We start from the raw sequence: 16,312 nt of genomic DNA, 5'->3' as shown, positions 1-16,312 counted from the left end.
GCCCGCACTGTGAGGTGCGGGCTTTTTTTTGAAATCTTGCGCGTATCAGCCCGCCCCAACACTGTTTGTGCCGGTAATAATAATGGTGGTGGTGCCGATAAGGTTAAGTGCCATGTTTTTATATTATTGCTAATGTTGTGTGCGTGTTGTTTACGTTTACCTGATCCCCAGGTATGAGTCAACACTGACTAGTGATTTATTTCTTACTTTCCCAGAATACAGTTTTTGTCTCTGCCAATTCATTATTCCCGCCAAGAATAGATTAGTCGCATAAAATTAGAGGAAATCGCATTTCTGCAATTGCAGTTAACTCATTGACATAGCATAGTAACTCGTAAGGATTATTTGCCTTCTCAAGCAAGACCTGAAGCAATTAACCCGTTAAAGCCCAACAATGTTCTGGTTCAAGATAGTCAACGCACCCTCAGAACCAGAGAGATCACTCACAGGCCATGCAGGAAGACAGCCTGGAGGATGACAATGATTACAATAATATTTCGGAGGGATCCGGCATGACAGCAGCGATGGAACAGCTTGTTGCACATACCATACTCCAAGGCTTTGATGCCATGTACGGCCGGTTTCTGGATGTCACCGCCGGTGCGCAGGACAGATTTGAAAATCAGGACTGGATGTCAGTCCATCAGGCCCTGAAACAGAGGATCAGCTTTTACGACCATCATGTGGAACTGGTCAGCCGCCAGATCCAGATTATGCTCGGCAGGCAATACGCTAACCGCGAGTTTCTGACCGCCGTCAAATCCTCCTATGAAGATCTGCTGCTGGATTACCCTCGCTATGACATTGCCGAAAGCTTCTTTAATTCCGTCTATTGCCGAATTTTCGAGCATCGCGATATCAACCGCGACAAACTGTTTGTGCACAGCTCGCAGACCGGGCGCATCGCGCCTTATCCAACCGCTTTAACCCGTTTGTACCAGTCTGAGAACGGGTCGCACTATCTGTTTGAACGCATGATGGATGAAACCCCTTTCACACTGAACTGGGAAGACAAAAACCGGGATATTGCCCTGATAGTGACCAGGCTCAACAATGAGTTTGGCAGTGCAGCGATGCAAAAAGCGCGACTTGAGCTGATCAAAGAACCGTTTTACCGTAATAAAGCCGCTTACCTGATTGGCCGGCTGTTGCTGGAAAACAACACCCAGATCCCCCTGGTGTTACCTGTGCTGACCACAGAAAATCGCCAGCTGTATGTGGATGCCTGTCTGTGCCATGTTGATGATGTCAGTATCGTTTTTGGCTTCGCGCGTTCTTATTTCATGGTGTACGCTCCGGCACCTGCTGCACTGGTCCGTTTCCTCAGCGAGCTGTTACCAAACAAAACCCATGCCGAACTTTACACCGCCATAGGTTGCCAGAAGCACGGTAAAACAGAGCTGTACCGGGAATTTCTCCATCACCTTGAACACTCTGACGACAAGTTCGATCTGGCGCCGGGTATCAAGGGCATGGTCATGAGTGTCTTTACCCTTCCTTCCTACGGGTTCGTCTTCAAAGTGATCAAAGACAAATTTGCCCCTCAGAAAGAAATGAACCGAGCCACAGTCAAAGAGAAATATCAGCTGGTTAAAGAGCATGACAGGGTCGGCCGGATGGCAGATACCCAGGAATACCGCAACTTCAGTTTTGACCGCTGCCGATTCAGTACTGAGTTACTGGAAGAATTACAGCGTGAAGCACCGTCGAGCCTTATCGTGACTGACAAGGAAATCATGATAAAGCACCTCTATATCGAGCGCAGGATGATCCCTTTCAACCTGTATATTGAACAAGCCAATGATGACGATCTGCGCCACGCCGTGGATGAATACGGCAAAGCCATCAAACAACTGGCGGCCGCCAACATCTTCCCGGGTGACATGCTGTTCAAAAACTTCGGTGTGACACGCCATAAACGCGTGGTCTTCTATGACTATGATGAAATCAGCTACATGACCGAAATTAACTTCCGCCATATTCCGCCGCCCCGGTTCCCGGAAGATGAACTGTCAGCTGAACCCTGGTACAGCGTGGGCACCAATGATGTTTTCCCGGAAGAATTTCGTACTTTCCTGCTGATCAACCCCAAAGTGCGAAAACTGTTCGATGAACTGCACAGCGATTTGTTTGACCCCGGCTACTGGCAGCACTTACAGTCAAACATTGAGCAAGGGCGGTTTGAAGATGTTTTTCCGTATAAAGAAAAACACCGGCTGATAGGAGCACAAAAACACTCGTAATTTGATCTTTGCCGCAATCTGAGATGTAAATCAATGATGTGCGACGAAACACGCACTTTGTGAAATATTTCTGGCCTAGGATTAATTGGTATACAAAAGGAAACTGCACTCACAGGGATGGCTGAGGATGAAACACTGCTGCTTATTGCTCTTATTCTGTCTGGCCTGGCCAGCGCTGGCCACGGAGCCGGCAACTGAGCCTGTTTCAGCATCAGCAATGGCAGGATGGTTTCTTAATTCTCAGTCACGCAGTGCTGAGCAATTTGACCTCTGGCAGATAGACAGCGGTTATGCCTATGCCCTGACTCAGTCCACCCAGGTGTATGTCAGTACCCGCCTTAAAAGCGGCAACCAGCAACAGGCGGCAACACGTGGCTTATTATCAGGCGTAAAGTACAACTTCAGCCCCAAAATCAGCCTGCGCAGTGCGGTAACGTCTGAGCGGGTGGAAGAAAACACCCGTCTTGGTGTCGAGTTCAGCAGTCAATACGAGCTGAATGAGAAGGTAAACCTGCATGCCACCATGGATTATGAAGCGTTAGAGCAGGTGTATCAGCTCGGTATTGGCTTTCGATTTTAAGCCCCCCCCACCAACAGAGCACAGGCTCAAAGCACGGACAAATCCAGCGGCTCTTTACTCAGTAAGATACCATTGGGATCCGCGTACAGAATATCCCCGGGGTAAACCAGCGTATGTGCGACGGTCAGGGTGACATTCCTGTCTCCGGTCTGGCGTTTCTCAGTTTTAAACGGACATACCGCAATGGCTTTGACCCCCAGCGCCATCTCGCTCAGCGCGACGACATCACGCACTGCGCCGTTAATCACTATACCTTCCCATTGATTCTTGATCGCCAGCAGAGCCAACTGATCACCCAACAAGGCTTTGTTTAACGATCCATGACCATCGATCACCAGCACCTTGCCGGTGCCGTCTTCGTTGAGAATATCCCTCACCAGACTGTTATCTTCAAAGCAGCGCAGTGTCACCACTTCGCCATAAAACACAGGCTTCCCACCAAAATCGCGATGTGCCAGCGGCAACCAACGTACTTCATCCTCGTAGTGGTCACACAAATCCGGCAATAGATCTTTCATCGTAGAACTCCTTACTCTAATCCTTGAATATGAAGATAAGCGGGCCATTTCCCGAGCTCGGTCTGAGAAAAACCCTGATGCTTAAGCATAACAGGCACCAGAAACAGCTGCTGCTGTGATACCCAGTAAATTGCATTTTGCCGCCACTTCGCCGCCAGCTCACAAGCCTGACTCAACCCGGTACACACTGCCAGACTCGGCTCATGCCAGCGCCCGTCCGGCGCACTGCAATCAAGCCTCAGGTAAGCATATCCCAAAGCGGACAATTCAGCTTCCAGACGCTGCTGCCGCTGACGATTTTCCTTACAACTGAGCACGATACTTTCAGGGTTAAAAGCGGTTAAAATAGCGAAGTTCGAGTAGTCAGGTATCTCAGACGCACGAAAAATGATCTGCTGATAGCTTAGCCATATTGCCTGCCGAGCATGCCATTCCACATGCCCGTCCTGCAACGGATCATCATCAGAATGGCGGCAATCTTCCGACATGTGTCTGATCTCCCTGCCTGGTCAGCCAATACGACTGTTATCTTTAACAGCCTTATTTCATTGATGAAACAACAAATTGTTTGAGCTATAACAATAAGATAGTGTTTCCGATACGCTAGTATCGCACGGTAAAATCGAAAAAACTGAGCGCAATACAATAAAATCATATTGTTAGTACGCTGTTAAATGCATACAATCGTCTGCATCCAAGGGAAATTGTAGCCAGTCCCGCAAGTTCGGGTTTTTCAGCAAGTTGTCCGTTGGGCCGCTGAAAAATGAGGATGGCGTACCAGCAGGTAGTTGAAAAGACGGGTGCAAACTGCAACTGTTCTGTTACTTTGCCTGTAAGCGAATTATTTTTATAGAATTGAAATATTCTCTGTTAGACCAGATTCCGTTTTGAGTAATTAGGTACTGCCAATGCAAACCCCTCACATTCTAATTGTAGAAGACGAGCACGTAACCCGTAACACCCTGAAAAGCATCTTTGAAGCAGAAGGGTATACGGTTTTAGAAGCCAGCGACGGTGCAGAAATGCACAAGATGCTGTCTGAACATCATGTTCACCTTGTGATCATGGATATCAATCTGCCAGGTAAAAATGGCCTGCTGCTGGCCCGTGAATTGCGTGAGCAAGGCGATATGGCGTTGATGTTCCTGACCGGACGTGACAACGAAGTGGATAAGATCCTTGGTCTGGAAATTGGTGCGGATGATTACATCACTAAACCTTTCAATCCAAGAGAGCTGACCATTCGTGCCCGTAACCTGTTAACTCGCGCAATGAGCCAGGGGCTGGCCTCAGAAGATCGCCGCCTGGTTGAGCGCTATGAGTTTAATGGCTGGTCTCTGGAACTGAACAGCCGTTCTCTGATGAGCCCGAGCGGTGATCAGTTCAAGCTGCCACGCTCTGAATTCCGTGCCCTGCTGCATTTTTGCGAAAATCCAGGCAAAATCCAGACCCGTGCAGAGCTGCTGAAAAAGATGACCGGCCGTGATCTGAAGCCGCATGACCGCACAGTTGACGTCACTATCCGCCGTATTCGTAAGCATTTTGAATCAGTGTCCGACACCCCGGAAATTATCGCCACTATCCATGGTGAAGGGTATCGTTTCTGCGGTGATATCGAAGAAAACTAAGACCAGACACTAACTTGTCCACCATATAAAAAAGCGTCGCTATTGCGACGCTTTTTTAATGGTTTGCTATCTGCCTGTTCAGCTCTCTTTATTGGCTAACCAGGTTTTCAGCACCTTCAAATCGGCCTGATAACTCGTTTTAATTTCATCAACCCAGTCTTCGATGTTTTCCCACCAGGCCGGCAATTCAGGCGACTGTGCTTTCTGGGCCACCTGCTGAATACGCTTCAGGCCAATAGAACCCGCGGCTCCCTTGATCTTGTGCGCTTCAAACTTAATGCCGTCCTTGTCTTTCGCCGTCATATTCGAATCAAGAATCGCCAGATATTCAGGCATCATTTTTTCGAACATATCCAGTGAATCATACACAGGCTGAGCACCGACAATATCCACATAGGAGTCCAGCATCTCCAAATCCAACAGTTTGCTCAGCGTATCCTCGCTCAGACTGTTCTCGTCAGCTATCACAGGCTCCTGGCCCTCCGTCTGGCTGGCACCCTGCTGTATCAAAGTCTGAATCACAGAGTTAATCGCCTTAACGCTGAGCGGCTTACTGATGGCATCATCCATGCCCTGATCCAGATATTCGTGTTTGTCTTTAATAACATTGGCCGTCAGCGCCACCAGTGGCGGCAACTGGCGATAGCGCGCACGCAGGACTTTGGCGATTTCAAAACCTGTCATATCCGGTAATTGAATATCCAGCAGCACCAAATCGTACTGAGCCGGTGTAAACACCTCCAGTGCCTCATCCCCTCGCATCGCCACAGTGACCTGATGCCCCAGGCCCTCAAGCAATGCCTTGGCAACTGTGATATTCAGCTCTATGTCTTCCACCATGAAAATGCGCAGTGAATGCTGTGCCAATTCGGGCAGCTCTTCATCCTCGACAATCTGCTCAAGCACAGGGACACAGATAGTGACAGTGAACGTACTGCCTTCCCCGACTTCGGAGCTGACTTCAATATCCCCGCCCATCATGTTCACCAGCTGGCGCGATACCGCCAGGCCAATACCGGTGCCGACGGCATGCAGATTATCCTGACCCTGTTTCACCTGATAGTACATAGCGAAGACTTTATCCAGCTCAGACTCAGGAATGCCGATCCCGCTGTCTTCGATCTCAAAAATGATTTCCGCCTGCTGATTGTCCAGCAGTTCGCTGCTCACAGACAGAATAACCCCGCCTTCCTTGGTGAACTTGGTCGCGTTGCTGATCAGATTCCACAGCACCTGACGCAGCCGCGTGCCGTCGACCTGAATATAGGGTGGTAAATCAGTCAGTTGTTCCAGATCGAATCGCAGACCCTTCTGCTCGGCCATCAGGCCGGAAATATTGCCCATCTCTTCGATAAAAGCATCGAAGTCCAGCGGTGTTGGCAACAACTCCAGACGACGGCGATCCGACTTATCCATGTCGATAATGTCATTGAAGATATTGCCCAGGGTAATGGCGCTGACATAGATAGTACGCATGTAGCCGCGCTGCTGCTCATTGAGCGGGCCTTCCAGCAGCATTCGGCTCAGTCCCACGATCCCGTTCAGCGGTGTCCGTAATTCATGGCTGATGGTCGAGATAAAGGCGGTTTTATCACGGCTGGCTTTCTCCTGGGCTTCCTGATATTGCTTGCGCTCGGTAATGTCGCGGCCAAATCCCATCAGGCCAAGCCGGCGGCCATCACGGCTGTAAAAAGGCACTTTACGCAATTCAAATATAGCTTTGCGACCGTCAGGGTATTCCAGCCACTGTTCGTAGGTCAGCGAGATATTTTGCGTGAAAACCTGCTGATCAGTTTCCACTATTTTGACCGCCACCTCTTCACTGTACACATCCCAGGGAGTCAGTCCGACCAGCTCCTGTTCCGTTCTGCCGGTCAATTCGGCCATCGCCCGGTTACAGCCAGAAAATTCATTCTTTTCGTTACGGTAATAAATGAGATCCGGCGACGCATCAAGAAAGGACTTCAGCAAGGCACTTTGCTCTGCCAGTTCGAGCTGGGCGCTCTCACGCTGTGCCACCTCATTCTCCAAGTCCTGCATCGCAATCCGGCGCTCTTCTTCAGCCTTAACCCGCACTTCGATCTGCTGATTCAGCTCAGTAATGTTATCTTTCAGCTGCTTGTTCAGGGTCAGATCCCGTGAGCGCATTTCTTCCAGTTTGGTCACCAGCTTGGACAACCGCTGGCGGGAATCTTCAAGCTGATCCACCACCACAGACAGAAAATAAACCGCCCAGGGGGTGATCAACAAACCAAAAAAAACAGAGCGGACAATATCTATGTCCAATACTTCACCCTGCAGTGCCAGTGTGACCCCCACCTGTACCACCACAGCCAATGCCACCAGTGCTAACGCCAACAGCAGGCTGAAGCGCACTATGCCAAGCTTCACCAACAGGTCGACATAGAACTGCGCCAACATTTTTATTTGTTTCATTGTGATTCCTGCTACAACAAAATGCTGCCCTCAGGCAGCATTAAAACTCATCTGATTCGGCCATCAGGCGGGTAGTATTCCGCCCGTCTGCTTTTGCTTTGTAAAGCGCTTTGTCTGCCATTGCAATCAACTCGCCATAATCCTGATTTGGCATAGGTGTCATGGTGGCCACACCTAAGCTGACAGTCAGCATGTCACTGATGCCTGAAAAGCCATGAGGGATGGCTTTCTCAGCCAGTTTATTGTGGATTTTACCTGCCACTGTTTGCCCACCCGCCAAAGGCGTATTCGGCAGCAGAAAGGCAAACTCCTCGCCGCCATAACGGGCGACTTCATCCGTTTCCCGGCGGATCACGCTATCGAACACCTGAGCCACTTCCTGCAATGCGTGATCGCCTTGCTGGTGACCGTAATTATCGTTGTAAGCTTTAAAACTGTCGATATCACAAAGAATTAATGTCAGAGGCTGTTGCTCACGCATATGGCTGTGCCAGAGCTTGCGCAGTTGTTCATCGAAGCTGCGGCGATTGGCCACTTTTGTCAGGCTGTCGACAAAACTGAGCTCCTGCAATTCCATGATGGCGTCGGCCAGCTGCTGCTCAGCCTGCTTACGCTCTGTCACGTCCCTGGCTATCAGCAACACGCCGGCTGAGCCGTCGGTCGGATCGCGATACGGGGATTTCACAATTTCATACCAGACCGGCTCACCGGTTTCGAGAATGACATAGGCATCCGTCTTCACGGTCAGGCCGTCTCTCAGCACTTTAATGTCAGTCTGATAGAACTCCTGCAGCATCTCAGGATCAATCACATTGCGGGCTGTCTTACCGATCAACTCTTTGGCACTGAACCCCAGCACTTTGGCAAAAGGTTCATTACAGCCAACATAGACGCCGTGCTCATTATACAAACCGATAGGATCCTGACTGGCATTGAGGATGGAGTTGAGCAGGGTGTTACGCTGAGCCAGGATCTGCTCCGTGACTTCCCGCTTCTCTATTTCCTGCTTGAGGCTTTCTTGCATCTCGTGCCAGTCGGTCACGTCATGGCTGATACTCAGCGTGCCAATGATCAGACCGTCTTCGTCTGTCATCACGGTTTTATTGGTTTCCAGCAACCGGCTGGCACCATCGGGTGCCGTGGTCCAGGTATGAATCACAGGCGTTTCGCCGATGCCGGTCGGATCGCCCTGTATCAGTCCCTCTTCCCGACGGCCGCGCCAGAAACGATCGAAGGCGGTATTGGTGCCTATGATATTACCGGCCTTATCCTGAAAATATACCAACTCTGACAGTGAGTTCAGGACGCGCTGGAAAACTCGCTGTTCTATCTGGACGTAAGGGTTAGCCTGACTGGTTGGCGCGACAAAAAACAGCAACCAGGCTGATTGCCAGCGATAGCTGAGCAACTGGCCGGAAATCAGCACCCTGATGGTCGAATTGCCGAGTTGCAGTGTTTCTTCTACGTTTTCGAACCCGGTACCTGGCTGTAAGGGGCGCAGCACATCCGCCATCATCCGCGCGCCAATACCTTCCGGATAGTAAAAGCGGTTCTCCACTTTACTGACCCCCAAGAGCTCTCGGCAGCTGGCATTGGCATAAAACAGCTCACCATCTTTACTGCGGACAATGGCCGCTGCAATGGGAAGCCGGGAAATAGTGGCATGGAGACGCCGAAAGGCCAGACTGCCCAAATGATGCACTATCCAGGCCGCCAGTGAAGTCAAAACAGCCACCAACAGAAATGTCATACCAATGACTGACATATTCAGCCCTTCTTCAGCTTCCCCCCATACCGGTAAAGCGGTACAGGCAACGATAGCAAACGCCATCATGTTCACTTTCTGCATGCTGTTTCTTCTCCCCGCAGTCTTCCCTGGCGGTTCCGTGTAGGCCATCTTGGCTCTGCAATACTCAACCGCCAATTTAACACAGTTGCAAGAAGCTGCTGCATGTCGCGGATTTTTAATATGCCAAAAAGTGATGTTTGACACTCCTGAGCGTCAAGGATTCGACACTAATTACATTCATCAGGACAGAGTAATCTGCTAGTCCGCAATCTAAATCACACCCCATCATGCCAAAAACACAATCTGAAATAAAATAACCACAAATACAACTGAAACTTTCCCATCAAAAAATCTCCTCCCTTTACACCAATGAGTAACAATTCATCAACATCGGGATATCATGAATTTTTAGTCATAATTTTAACTAGAACGGCCAGGGTTTTAGCTCGCACTACAACTAAAGTCGGATTTAGTGATAGTAATTCAGCCAACAGATCTGTAATATATTTTCATTGTGTGCATTATATAACCAGATTGCCATCCATCAGGATGGCTTTCATGTCTTTAGCGTGCTGGCTTAGCCCGTACGTCTGAGACTGGCTGCCTCCCTTCAGATAAGGCAGCCCTCCTGCGGCCAGTAACGGGCAAGATGCCCGCCTGACCAAGACATGCAGGTATATATAAAAATAAATAGGGAACCGCAGACGGAGGAACCGTCTGCTCTACACTGGAAGGATGTAGTTATGACAGATCAAGTGTTGAATGGTCAGGGGCTTTATGTCCCTGAAATGGAGCATGATGCCTGCGGTATCGGCTTTGTTGCCCATCTCAAGAACCGTAAATCCCACCAGGTTATCACTCAGGCACTGGACATGCTGGCTCGTATGGAGCACAGGGGCGGCCAGGGTTGCGACCCCTGCAGTGGTGACGGTGCCGGTATTCTGCTGCAAAAACCCCATGAATTTCTATTGCAGGAATGTCAGAAAATTGGCCTGACACTGCCTGCCTTTGAGCAGTATGGCGTCGGTGTCATCCTGTTTCCGAAAGACGAAGACAAACGTGAACAGTGCCGCGACATTCTGGCCCGCAACGCCCAGCGACTGGGCCTGAGCGTACTTGGCTACCGAGTGCTGCCTACAGATAACAGCATGATTGGTGCCGATCCCCTCAGCACTGAGCCGCAATTTGAACACGCTTTTGTCACCGGCGGCAGCGATATGCCGCAGGAAGAACTGGAGCGTAAGCTGTATGTCCTGCGTAACTACACGGTTCGAGTCTGTCTGGAAAGCGTGACCAATATTGGTGACGATTTCTACATTAACGCCTTCTCCAGCAAAACATTGGTATACAAAGGCCAGCTCACGACAGAGCAGGTTCCGCAGTATTTTCTCGATCTGCAAAACCCGGCCATGGTCAGTGCTCTGGCGCTGGTCCACTCGCGTTTTTCCACCAACACCTTCCCGAGATGGCGTCTGGCGCAGCCTTTCCGTTACATCGCCCATAACGGTGAAATCAACACAGTGCGCGGCAACCTGAACTGGATGAAAGCCCGCGAGGCTCTGTTGCAGTCTGATCTGTTCAGCGAAGAAGAGCTGAACATGCTGCTGCCTATCTGCCAGGAAGGAGCGTCGGACTCGGCCAACTTTGATATGGCCCTGGAATTGCTGGTGCTGTCTGGCCGTAGCCTGCCCCATGCACTGATGATGCTGATCCCGGAAGCCTGGCAGGAAAATCCGGCCATGGATCCCAAACGCCGTGCGTTTTACCAGTATCACGCCAACCTGATGGAGCCCTGGGATGGCCCGGCATCTGTCTGCTTCACTGACGGCGTACAAGTGGGTGCCACCCTGGACCGTAATGGTCTGCGTCCGTCTCGCTATACAGTAACCAAAGATGATTTCCTGGTTATGGCCTCCGAATCCGGCGTGGTGGATATCGCCCCTGAAAATGTCCATTTCCGTGGCCGTTTACAGCCCGGCCGTATCTTTGTTGCGGATCTGGAGCAAGGCCGCATCGTCTCCGATGACGAAGTCAAAGACAGCATTGCCTCAGCCAAACCTTATGAAGACTGGGTGAAAAACAACCTGCTTCATCTCAGCGATCTGCCTGACGCCGATTACAGCCATAGCCAGCCTGAAGCCGAGAAGCTACTGCATCAACAGCAGGCTTTTGGCATCAGCAATGAAGAAGTCAACGAGATCATCCTGCCAATGGCCGGCGACGGCAAAGAGCCGCTGGGCTCGATGGGGGCGGACTGGCCGCTGGCGATTCTGTCACACCAGTCGCAGCATCTGTCTCATTACTTCAAGCAGCTGTTTGCTCAGGTGACCAACCCACCGATCGACCCGATCCGTGAACGTATGGTAATGTCACTCAACACCTATCTGGGTGAAGATCAGAACCTGTTGAGTGAAGGTCCGTCGCACTGCCAGAAACTGGAGCTCAACTCACCGGTACTGAGCGATGCCGAGCTGGAAAAGCTGCGCGCCATCGACAAGCCCCACCTGCAGGCCAAAACCCTGGATATCGTGTTTAAGGCCAGTGATGAAGCAGGCAAGCTGGAACAAGCACTGAACCATCTGTGCCAGCACGCCGAAGATGCGGTCAATGACAGCTACTCCATCCTGATCCTCAGTGACCGTGCAGTGAACTCACAGCATGCCCATATTCCGGCCATGCTGGCTGTCGGTGCGGTACACCATCATTTGATCCGCAAAGGGCTGCGTGCCAAGTGCGATCTGGTAGTTGAAACGGCCGACGCCCGCGAAACACACCATTTCGCCACCCTGATCGGCTACGGTGCCAATGCGGTCAACCCGTACATAGTGACAGAAACCATAGTTTCGCTGCAGCAACGTAACAAGCTGGCTAAAGACACCAGTGTCGATAAATACTTCAACAATTTCCGCAAAGCCGTTAACGGCGGCCTGTTGAAGATTTTCTCCAAAATGGGGATTTCGACCCTGCAGTCCTACCACGGTGCCCAAATTTTTGAAGCACTGGGGATCAGCAAAGCCGTGGTCGACAAATATTTCACCGGTACCGTCTCGCGTATTCAGGGGCTGACCCTGGACGACATTGCCAAAGAAGTGCTGATCCGCCACCGCCTCGGTTACCCGCTGCGTGATATCCCATTGCAAATGCTGGATGTCGGTGGTGTTTATCAGTGGAAACAGCGTGGTGAAAAGCACCTGTTTAACCCGACCACAATTTCTCTGCTGCAGCAATCCACCCGCGGCAAAGACTACAGTCAGTTCAAGCAATACTGCCACGCTGTAGACAGTCAGGGCGACCATGCCGCCACTCTGCGCAGTCAGCTCCAGTTTGCTGTTGATACCAGCCGCAGCATCCCGCTGGATGAAGTAGAACCGGCCGAAAATATCCTCAAGCGCTTTGCCACAGGTGCAATGAGCTTCGGTTCTATCTCGCATGAAGCACACTCCACACTGGCTGTCGCCATGAACCGTATCGGCGCCAAGTCGAACTCAGGCGAAGGCGGTGAAGACCCGGCCCGTTTCGAGAAAAAAGAAAACGGCGACTGGGAACGCTCTGCCATCAAGCAAGTCGCGTCTGGCCGCTTCGGGGTGACATCGTATTACCTGACCAATGCCGATGAGCTGCAAATTAAAATGGCACAGGGTGCCAAGCCAGGTGAAGGGGGTCAGTTGCCGGGTGACAAAGTGGACGACTGGATCGGTGCGACTCGTCACTCCACCCCAGGTGTCGGCCTGATTTCGCCGCCGCCACACCACGATATTTACTCTATTGAGGATCTGGCGCAGCTGATTTATGACCTGAAAAACGCCAACCGCAAGAGCCGTGTCAACGTCAAACTGGTTTCTGAAGCCGGTGTCGGCACCATAGCTTCAGGTGTCGCCAAAGCCAAAGCCGACGTGGTACTGATCGCCGGTTTCGACGGCGGTACAGGCGCCTCTCCGATTTCCTCGATTCGCCATACAGGCCTGCCGTGGGAGCTGGGTCTGGCAGAAACACACCAGACACTGCTGAAAAACGGCCTGCGTAACCGTATCGTGGTGCAAAGTGACGGTCAGATGAAAACCCCGCGTGATCTGGCTGTCGCCACCCTGCTGGGTGCCGAAGAATGGGGTGTTGCCACCGCCGCTCTGGTGGTGGAAGGCTGTATCATGATGCGTAAGTGTCATAAAAACACCTGTCCTGTGGGCATCGCAACACAAAACAAGACCCTGCGTGAACGTTTCGACGGCCGCGTCGAAGATGTTGTCACCTTCTTCCAGTACATGGCTGAAGGCTTGCGTGAAATCATGGCTGAGCTGGGTTTCCGTACCATAGATGAGATGGTCGGCCAGTCACAGCGCCTGAAAATCCGCGACAATATAGGCCACTGGAAATACAAAAATCTGGATCTCAGCCCTGTGCTGCACATTGAACCGGCCCGTGAGGCCGACGGTGTATACAACCAGTGCAGCCAGAACCACCATCTGGATGCCGTGCTTGACCGCCAGCTGATTGCTGCGGCTCAGCCTGCGCTGGAGCGCGGTGAAGCAGTCAATGCTGAGTTCCCGATCACCAACATAGATCGCAGCGTCGGCACTATGCTGTCGAACGAGATCTCCAAAGTCTACAAAGACCAGGGCCTGCCGCAACCTATGCAGGTTAAATTCAAAGGTTCAGCCGGCCAGAGTCTGGGGGCTTTCCTGGCGAAAGGCGTGCGCTTTGACGTTGAAGGTGATGCCAACGACTATTGGGGCAAAGGCCTGTCGGGCGGTCAGCTGGTGCTCTACCCGGATGCCAAGTCTGATCTGATTGCCGAAGACAACATCATAGTCGGCAACGTGTGCTTCTACGGCGCCACATCGGGCGAGTCTTTCATCCGAGGTAAAGCCGGTGAGCGTTTCTGTGTCCGTAACTCAGGTGCCCGTGTGGTAGTTGAAGGTGTGGGTGACCACGGCTGCGAATACATGACAGGCGGCGTAGCGATTATTCTCGGTCAGACCGGTCGTAACTTCGCAGCAGGTATGAGCGGCGGTGTCGCCTATGTCTGGGATCAGTTCAGCGACTTTGCAAGCAAACTCAACCCTGAACTGGTCGACCTGGATCCACTGGACAGCGAAGACATTGCTCTGCTGAAAGACATGGTGAGCCGTCACCAGCAACTGACCGGCAGTTCGGTGGCTGAAACCTTCCTCAGCAATCTGGAGGAAAACCTCAAGCACATCGTCAAAGTGATGCCACGCGACTACAAAGCCGTGCTGCAAAAACGTAAAGCAGCGGCAGAAGCACAGAACAAGGAAGCACTGGAGGTGAGCCATGGGTAAGGCAACCGGATTTCTCGAGCACGGCCGTGAACTGCCGTCAAAAATTGCCCCTGAAGTGCGTATTCAGGACAACAAAGAATTCGTTCTGAATGACGAGTTCGGCAGCAAAATTGGCACACAGGCCTCACGTTGCATGGATTGCGGCGTGCCTTTCTGTCACAACGGCTGCCCAATCGGCAACATCATTCCTGAGTTTAACGATGCGGTGTACCGGGACAGCTGGGAAGAAGCCTGGCATATCCTGAGCTCAACCAATAATTTCCCGGAATTCACAGGGCGTGTGTGCCCTGCTCCGTGTGAGAGCTCATGCGTACTGGGGATCAACCAAGATCCCATCACCATCTGCAACATAGAGAAGACAATCGTTGAAACCGCATACCGTGAAGGCTACGCAAAGCCAAAAACCCCGCGCAGCCGCACAGGCAAAAGCGTGGCGATTATCGGCTCCGGCCCGTCAGGCCTGGCAGCCGCGGAGCAGCTTAACAGCGCCGGCCACACAGTCACAGTGTACGAACGCGACGAGAAAATAGGCGGCCTGTTGCGCTTTGGTATTCCTGATTTCAAACTCAGCATGATCGTGATTGACCGTAAACTGGATATGATGGCACAGGCTGGTATCAAATTTGTGGTCAATGCCCACATAGGTGTGGATATTGATGCGCGTGAACTGCGTAAACAGCACGATGTAGTACTGCTGACCGGCGGTTCCACTGTGCCTCGTAACCTGCCGATCCCAGGCCGTGAACTGCAAGGCGTCCATTTTGCCATGGAGTTCCTGGGCCAGAACAACCGCCGCGCCAATGGCATGGATCTGAAAACAGCAGAGATTCATGCTGCCGGCAAGCACGTGGTGGTGATTGGCGGCGGTGATACCGGCTCTGACTGTGTCGGTACTTCTAACCGCCACGGTGCAGCCAGCATCACTCAGGTCGAAATCATGCCGATGCCGCCAGAAAAGCGCCCGGTGAACCAACCTTGGCCTGCGTATCCGATGATCATGCGCACCTCCACCTCTCATGAAGAAGGCTGTGAGCGCCACTGGAATATCCTGACCAAAGAATTCATCGGCAATGAAGACGGTCAGGTCACGGCACTGCGCATTGCGGACATCAGCTGGAACGAAGCCAAACCCGGCGAGCGCCCTGGCTTTGAAGAAGTCCCGGGCTCAGAGCGTATCATTCCGTGTGACCTGGCCTTTTTAGCCATGGGCTTCCTGCATCCGGAACCTCAGGGTGTGCTGGCTCAGCTCAATATCGGACTCGATGATCGCGGCAATGTCGCAACCCAGGGATTTGCGACAAACCAGCCAGGCGTGTTTGCTGCGGGTGATATGCGGACCGGGCAGTCACTTGTCGTACGATGCATCAATGAAGGCCGTGAATGTGCCCGTGAAATTGACGCTTACCTGATGGGTGATTCTAAGTTAGAAGCGAAAGACCATTCACTTATGCTATCAGAATCCTGATCAATCTGGATTTTATACTAAAATTTAAAGCCAGCTCCCAGGAGCTGGCTTTTTTATTTAAAACTAATCAGTGTTTTATCCTTTTTAACACTGACTTTGTCTGCAAATAAAAATCAGTTCGTTTTACCGCAAAAAAGTCTCAATTCTGACACTTTCAATTGTAAACAAAATATTTCAAAAAAATAATAAAGCACTATAAATCATACAGATAAATACTTGACTTTGAATAATCCAGAATTTATGACCAGAATTAAAGAAAATTTGACCTTTTTGTAATTTGCCGTTAGTTTGAAAGTCCGCTGGACGCGAGAGTGACAATCAGGGAGATTGTCATAATTATGCAGTAACCCTGCTCA

At 51.3% G+C, this 16,312-nt stretch carries 9 protein-coding genes and 1 other annotated feature (1 of these 10 cut by a window edge); of the genes, 5 read left to right on the top strand and 4 right to left on the bottom strand.

All coding sequences use genetic code 11. The features are described 5' to 3' along the window. Positions 1 to 107: a sequence feature (Thr leader region), on the bottom strand; it reaches 9 nt to the left of the window's first position. Positions 108 to 512: 405 nt separating this feature from the next. Both aceK and IFO68_RS08665 read left to right on the top strand, forming a co-directional pair. Next, complete coding sequence (gene aceK / locus IFO68_RS08670) at positions 513 to 2,243, top strand: bifunctional isocitrate dehydrogenase kinase/phosphatase (protein WP_192015532.1); 1,731 nt, start codon at positions 513 to 515, stop codon at positions 2,241 to 2,243. 127 nt (positions 2,244 to 2,370) lie between these two features. After that, complete coding sequence (locus IFO68_RS08665) at positions 2,371 to 2,823, top strand: hypothetical protein (RefSeq protein WP_192015531.1); 453 nt, start codon at positions 2,371 to 2,373, stop codon at positions 2,821 to 2,823. Between the two features lie 26 nt (positions 2,824 to 2,849). Here IFO68_RS08665 and IFO68_RS08660 read toward each other — a convergent pair whose 3' ends face one another. Both IFO68_RS08660 and IFO68_RS08655 read right to left on the bottom strand, forming a co-directional pair. Then, positions 2,850 to 3,341: a putative 4-hydroxy-4-methyl-2-oxoglutarate aldolase gene (locus IFO68_RS08660; protein ID WP_192015530.1), complete on the bottom strand. Its 492-nt coding sequence runs from the start codon at positions 3,339 to 3,341 to the stop codon at positions 2,850 to 2,852. 11 nt (positions 3,342 to 3,352) lie between these two features. After that, entirely contained in the window at positions 3,353 to 3,829 is a 477-nt protein-coding gene (locus IFO68_RS08655) for a DUF3293 domain-containing protein (protein ID WP_192015529.1), read from the bottom strand. Between the two features lie 420 nt (positions 3,830 to 4,249). Here IFO68_RS08655 and arcA point away from each other — a divergent pair, with 420 nt between their 5' ends. After that, positions 4,250 to 4,969, top strand: a complete 720-nt coding sequence (arcA, locus tag IFO68_RS08650; RefSeq protein WP_192015528.1) for a two-component system response regulator ArcA — start codon at positions 4,250 to 4,252, stop codon at positions 4,967 to 4,969. Positions 4,970 to 5,047: 78 nt separating this feature from the next. Here arcA and arcB read toward each other — a convergent pair whose 3' ends face one another. Together arcB and IFO68_RS08640 are read right to left on the bottom strand one after the other, a co-directional pair. After that, positions 5,048 to 7,405, bottom strand: a complete 2,358-nt coding sequence (gene arcB / locus IFO68_RS08645) for an aerobic respiration two-component sensor histidine kinase ArcB (RefSeq protein ID WP_192015527.1) — start codon at positions 7,403 to 7,405, stop codon at positions 5,048 to 5,050. Between the two features lie 40 nt (positions 7,406 to 7,445). Then, entirely contained in the window at positions 7,446 to 9,254 is a 1,809-nt protein-coding gene (locus IFO68_RS08640) for a GGDEF domain-containing protein (protein ID WP_192015526.1), read from the bottom strand. Positions 9,255 to 9,937: 683 nt separating this feature from the next. Here IFO68_RS08640 and gltB point away from each other — a divergent pair. Further along, positions 9,938 to 14,491 (top strand): glutamate synthase large subunit, encoded by a 4,554-nt coding sequence (gltB, locus tag IFO68_RS08635; RefSeq protein ID WP_192015525.1) that lies wholly within the window; start codon positions 9,938 to 9,940, stop codon positions 14,489 to 14,491. After that, positions 14,484 to 15,956 (top strand): glutamate synthase subunit beta, encoded by a 1,473-nt coding sequence (locus IFO68_RS08630; RefSeq protein ID WP_192015524.1) that lies wholly within the window; start codon positions 14,484 to 14,486, stop codon positions 15,954 to 15,956. The genes gltB and IFO68_RS08630 overlap by 8 nt, the downstream gene beginning before the upstream one ends. The last annotated feature ends 356 nt before the right edge of the window (positions 15,957 to 16,312 follow it).

Origin of the sequence: Photobacterium arenosum, assembly GCF_014841115.1 — a bacterium.
In the GTDB taxonomy this organism is placed as follows: Bacteria; Pseudomonadota; Gammaproteobacteria; order Enterobacterales; family Vibrionaceae; genus Photobacterium; species Photobacterium arenosum.
The sequence above is the reverse complement of the archived record's forward strand: the minus strand, read 5'-3'. Positions and strand labels throughout refer to the sequence as shown.